The organism is Pseudonocardia sp., from assembly GCF_025965585.1.
Taxonomy (GTDB): domain Bacteria; phylum Actinomycetota; class Actinomycetes; order Mycobacteriales; family Pseudonocardiaceae; genus Pseudonocardia.
Genome location: NZ_JAOPWR010000378.1, coordinates 1 through 5,144, shown reverse-complemented (window position 1 = coordinate 5,144; position 5,144 = coordinate 1). Strand labels below are relative to the sequence as shown.

Annotated in this window: 6 protein-coding genes; 3 read left to right on the top strand and 3 right to left on the bottom strand. The window is 71.8% G+C overall.

All coding sequences use genetic code 11. The annotated features are described in order from the left end of the window. The 3 genes from cydD to JWR81_RS23445 form a co-directional block, all read right to left on the bottom strand. The coding region (gene cydD / locus JWR81_RS23455; RefSeq protein ID WP_297657101.1) for a thiol reductant ABC exporter subunit CydD at positions 1-1,409 on the bottom strand (1,409 nt) is incomplete at its 3' end. Next, entirely contained in the window at positions 1,406-2,443 is a 1,038-nt protein-coding gene (gene cydB, locus JWR81_RS23450) for a cytochrome d ubiquinol oxidase subunit II (protein WP_297657098.1), read from the bottom strand. The genes cydD and cydB, both read right to left, overlap by 4 nt. An 11-nt stretch (positions 2,444-2,454) precedes the next feature. Beyond that, positions 2,455-3,849 (bottom strand): cytochrome ubiquinol oxidase subunit I, encoded by a 1,395-nt coding sequence (locus JWR81_RS23445; protein ID WP_297657095.1) that lies wholly within the window; start codon positions 3,847-3,849, stop codon positions 2,455-2,457. A 380-nt stretch (positions 3,850-4,229) separates the two neighbouring features. On the opposite strand from JWR81_RS23445, the gene JWR81_RS23440 reads away from it, so the two are divergent. The 3 genes from JWR81_RS23440 to JWR81_RS23425 all read left to right on the top strand — a co-directional run. Further along, entirely contained in the window at positions 4,230-4,334 is a 105-nt protein-coding gene (locus JWR81_RS23440) for a hypothetical protein (RefSeq protein WP_297657092.1), read from the top strand. Between the two features lie 153 nt (positions 4,335-4,487). Beyond that, complete coding sequence (locus JWR81_RS34495; RefSeq protein WP_367278837.1) at positions 4,488-4,796, top strand: NAD(P)(+) transhydrogenase (Re/Si-specific) subunit beta; 309 nt, start codon at positions 4,488-4,490, stop codon at positions 4,794-4,796. A 34-nt stretch (positions 4,797-4,830) separates the two neighbouring features. Continuing rightward, on the top strand, positions 4,831-5,144 hold a 314-nt coding region (locus JWR81_RS23425; RefSeq protein WP_297657089.1), incomplete at its 3' end, for a flavodoxin domain-containing protein.

The following is a 5,144-nucleotide window of genomic DNA, read 5'->3' as shown; positions in this document are numbered from 1 at the left end:
TGCTGCCCGGTGGACAGGCCCACGCCGTCCTCCCCGACGGGTGTGTCGAGGGGCACGTCGAGCGCGGCGAGGGCCGCGGCCGCCTCCACCAGGTCGGTGGGGGCGAACGGGTGGCCCAGCCGGATGTTCTCGGCGACCGTGCCGGCGAGCAGCACCGGCCGTTGCGGCACCCACGCGACGCGGCGCAGCCAGGCGTCGCGGTCGACGTCGGCCAGGTCGACGCCGCCGACGGTGATCCGGCCGGAGTCGGGGGTGCGCAGGTCGAGCAGGAGGTCGATCAGGGTGGACTTGCCACCGCCGCTCGGCCCCTGCACCCCGAGGATCCGGCCGGGCTCCAGGGTCAGGTCGAGCTCGTCGAGGACCCGGCCGCCTCGACCCTCGACCACGACGTGCTCCAGCCGGACGGGCACCAGCGCCGGGTTCGGCGCGGGGACCCGGCCGGTGGCCGCCGGTGCGGGCGTCTCCAGCACGGCGAACACCTCGGACGCGGCGGCGAGTCCTTCGGCGGAGTCGTGGAAGCGGGCCCCGACGGCACGCAGCGGCAGGTACACCTCGGGTGCCAGGATCAGCACCACCAGCGCGGTGAGGAGGTCGAGCCGGCCCTCCACGAGCCGCAACCCGACCGAGACGGCGATCAGCGCGACCGACAGGGTGGCCAGCAGCTCCAGCACGAGCGCGGACAGGAACGCGACCCGCAGGGTGCGCATCGTGGCGCGGCGGTACTCGGTCGCCAGGTCGCGCAGTCGCGAGGACTGGTGGCGGCCGCGCCCGAACGCGACGAGCACGTCCAGCCCGGCGACGAGGTCGAGGAAGTGGTGGCCGAGCACGGCCAGCGCCCGCCACTGCCGCTGCGTGGAGCGTCCGGTGTGCATCCCGACGAGGATCATGAAGATCGGGATGAGCGGGACGGTGAGTCCGACGATCAGGCCCGAGAGCGGGTCACCGACGAGGATTCGCGCGGCCACCACGGCCGGGACGACCGCGGCGACGAGCAGGGTGGGTAGGTAGCGGCTGAAGTAGCCCTCCAGCCCGTCGAGGCCGCGGGTGGCCAGCGTGGCGACCTCGGCGGTCGGGGGCAGGTCGCGGTGGCGCGGGCCCAGGCGCAGCGCGTGCGCGACGAGCCGGGCCCGCAGCTGGCGGATCACGTCGGCCGAGGCCCGGTGGGCGGCCACCTCGCCCGCCCACGCGAGGACCCCGCGACCGGCCACGATCGCGACCAGCGCCAGGAGCACGGGCGCGAGCTCGGCGAGCCCGGCCCCGCCGAGGAACGCCCGGGCGATGCTCCCGGCGAGCAGCTGCGCCTGGACGATCACCAGACCGGCGGTGACCACGGCGACCCCCGCCGCGACGACGACGAACCGCCGCGCGGCCGAGGCGTGCCGCAGCAGCCGTGGGTCCAGCGGCCTCATCGGACGTGGGCCCCGGTGCCGGCGACGGGCAGCCCGGAGGCGGCCGGGATGTCGGCGCTGCCGATGCGACGGCGGAACACCCAGAAGGTCCAGCTCTGGTAGACGAGCACGATCGGCGTGAACACCACCGCCACCCACGTCATGATCGTCAACGTGTAGGGCGTGGAGGACGCGTTGGTGGTGGTCAGGCTGAAGGCCGGGTCGGTGGTCGAGGGCAGCACGTCGGGGTAGAGGGTGCCGAACAGCGTCACCGTCACCCCGAGGATCGCCGTCGCGGTGAGCAGGAACGCCCAGCCCTCGCGGCCCCGCGCGTTCATCACGACCGTTCCGATCAGAGCAGCGGCCGTGACCAACACCGGCACAGCGGTCCAGATCCGGTCGTGGGTGAGGAAGGTCCAGACCAGGAACCCGCCGCCGACGACGATCGTGGCCCCACCGAGCGTCCGAGCCAGCGCGGCGGCGCGCACGCGCACGTCACCAGTGGTCTTGAGCGCGAGGAACACCGCGCCGTGCAGGGCGAACAGCGACAGTGTCGCCAGGCCGCCGAGCAGTGCGTAGGGGTTGAGCAGGGTGAGCAGCGAGCCGGTGAACTCGTGGCGGGCGTCGAGCGGGACGCCCTGGACGATGTTGGCGAAGGCGACGCCCCACAGCAGGGCCGGGACGGCCGAGCCCGCGACGATCGCGATGTCCCAGTTGCGCCGCCACCGGTCGCTGTCGATCTTGCCGCGGAACTCGAACGCCACCCCGCGCACGATGAGCGCCATGAGGATCAGCAGCAGCGCCAGGTAGAAGCCGGAGAACAGGCTGGCGTACCACTCGGGGAACGCCGCGAACGTCGCGCCGCCGGCCACGAGCAGCCAGACCTCGTTGCCGTCCCAGACCGGGCCGATGGTGTTGATCGCGACCCGGCGGTCGGTCTCGGTGCGCCCGACCACGGGCAGTAGCATGCCGACGCCGAAGTCGAACCCGTCGAGGACGAAGTAGCCGGTCCAGAGCACGGCGATGAGCAGGAACCAGATGTCGGTGAGGGCCACGGCGCGCGCTCCTAGTAGGCGACCGCGAGCGGGCGCGGCTCGTCGGTGATGGGTTCGGCGGGAGTGGGTGGGGGAGGGCCTGCCTTCGCGTAGCGCGTCATCAGCACGCCGTCGACCGCGGCGAGCACGCCGTAGAGCAGCGTGAACACGATGAGCGAGGTCAGCACCATCCCGGCCGACACGCTGGGCGAGACGCCGTCGGCGGTGCGCAGCGTCCCGTAGACGGCCCAGGGCTGGCGGCCCACCTCGGTGAAGATCCAGCCGACGCTGTTGGCGGCGAAGGGCAGGAACAGCCCGGCGAAGGCGGCCCGGTAGAACCAGCGCGGCACCGCACGGGTGGCGCGCTTGCGGGTCAGCCACAGCCCGATCAGCGAGATCAGGCCGGCGAGCATCCCGAACCCGATCATGAGTCGGAACGTCCAGTAGGTCATCGGGATGACCGGCATGTAGTCGCCGGGTCCGAAGGTCGCGGCCTCCTGCTGCTGGATCTGGGTGATGCCCTCGACCTTGCCGTCGAACGAGCCGGTGGCCATGAACGACAGCACCCCGGGCACGCGGACGCTCCAGACCTCCTTGGAACCGTCGAGCGATCCGATCGTGAACAGCGAGAACGAGGCGGGGGCCGTGGTGTCGTAGAGCGCCTCGGCGGCGGCCATCTTCATCGGTTGCTGCTGGGTCATCAGCCGCGCCTGCAGGTCACCGGTGATCACCACGCCGATGCTCGCGATCAGCACCGTCACCAGCGCGATCCGCAGCGACGGTCGGAACACCTCGGTGTGCTGTCCCCGCGCGAGGTGCCAGGCGCTGATCGCGAGCACGAACATCCCCGCGGTGACGAAGCACGCGGTGATCGTGTGCGCGAACGCCCCGACGGCGGTGGAGTTGGTGAGCACGGCGCCGAAGTCGGTCAGTTCGGCCCGGCCGCGGGCGGTGTTCACGATCGACCCGACGGGGTGCTGCATCCAGGAGTTCGCGGCGAGGATGAAGTAGGCCGAGAGGACCGTGCCGATCGAGGCCATCCAGATGCAGGCCAGGTGCAGCTTCTTCGGCAGCCGGTCCCAGCCGAAGATCCACAGCCCGAGGAACGTGGACTCCAGGAAGAACGCGAGCAGGCCCTCGATGGCCAGCGGGGCGCCGAAGATGTCGCCGACGAACCTGCTGTAGGTGCTCCAGTTCATCCCGAACTGGAACTCCTGGACGATGCCGGTGACCACGCCCAGCGCGAAGTTGATCAGGAGCAGCTTGCCCCAGAACTTGGTCATCCGCAGGTAGCGGTCGTCGGACGTGCGGACCCACGCGGTCTGCATGCCGGCGACGAGCAGCGAGAGCCCGATCGTCAGCGGGACGAACAGGAAGTGGTACACGGTGGTGATCGCGAACTGCCACCGTGCGAGGTCGAGGTTCATGGCTTCTCCGGCTCGTGGCCGGTGCTCCGGCCGTGGGGCACGAGCCTGCCGGACGTGACCAGGGCGGCGGGAGGGCCGAGAGACCCGGGCGCGCCGGGACCATCGGTGCCCGCTGAGCGGCCCCGCACGGCCAAGTCCGCTGATGCCTCGGCGCTCCGGCGCGAGGACCGTGGGCCGCCCCCGGTCGGGCCCAACGGCCCTGGGGCTCCGCGTCAGCGGGACGAATCTCGGCCGTGCCCACCCATTGTCGAGAACGGGACGAGACCGCCGATGAACGCGTTACTGCCCACCACGATGAAGGTCGCCGTGGTGCCGGAGTCGGGTGCGCCGCTGGTCGTCCGCGACCTGCCGGTGCCTGCACCGGCCCGGGCCAGGTGCTGATGCGGATGCAGACCTGCGGAATCTGCCACACCGACATGCACGCCGCGCGCGGCGACTCCGTGCTTGCGGGCAAGGTCCAGGCCCGCCTGGTACCGGAGTTCTGATGACCGCTGACGTGCTCTCGGTCGGCGCCCGGTTCCTCGAGCTCGGCCCCGGGATCGAGCCTCCGGGAGCGGCGGCTATGCCCGGGGCTCGACGAGACCGAACGTGCTGCGCAGCAGCGGGCGCTGGACGCGAAGATCGCGGAGTTCGACGTCGTGATCACCAACGCGGTGCCCCGGCGTCGTCCGCCGGAGCTGCTCACCGCGGCCGCGCCGGCCGCGACGTGGCCCGGATCCGTCGTCGTCGACACCGCGGTGGGGCCGCTTGGCGGCAACGTCGCCGGTTCGGTGCCCGCCACCACCGTCGTGCTGCCGGGTGGGGTGACGGTGGTGGGCGCGGGAGGGGGCTACCCGCGCGCGGTGATCGTCATCAAGCGGTCGCCCGGGCACGGCTACGCCGGGATCGACAACGAGCTCTACACGGCGCCGAACACCGAGATGCTGTTGGCCGACGCCAAAGACTGACGGGGATCCTCGCCCCACTGAAGGAGGTCGTGTCATGACCGTTTCGTCGTCACCCGACGTGCTGGTGACCTACGCCTCGAAGATGGGCGCTACCGCGGGCATCGCCGCGATCGTCACCGACGAGTTGCGCGCTCACGGCATGGCGGTCGACGTGTGCTCTGTGACTGACGTCGGCACCGTGGAGGACTACCGGATCGTGGTCGTGGGCAGTGCTCTCTACGCCCGCCGCTGGCGGCGCGAGGCGGTCCGCTTCCTCCGCCGCCACGCCAAGCCGCTCAGCGGCCGGACCGTGTGGATGTTCCAGTCCGGTCCCTGCGGCCGCGACGCGGTGCATCCCGACCAGCCGGA

What these genes read in the sequence shown, in the direction of transcription:
- JWR81_RS23445 (WP_297657095.1), bottom strand. Translation starts at nt 3,849, where the DNA reads ATGAACCTCGACCTCGCACGGTGGCAGTTCGCGATCACCACCGTGTAC.
- JWR81_RS23440 (WP_297657092.1), top strand. Translation starts at nt 4,230, where the DNA reads ATGCGGATGCAGACCTGCGGAATCTGCCACACCGACATGCACGCCGCG.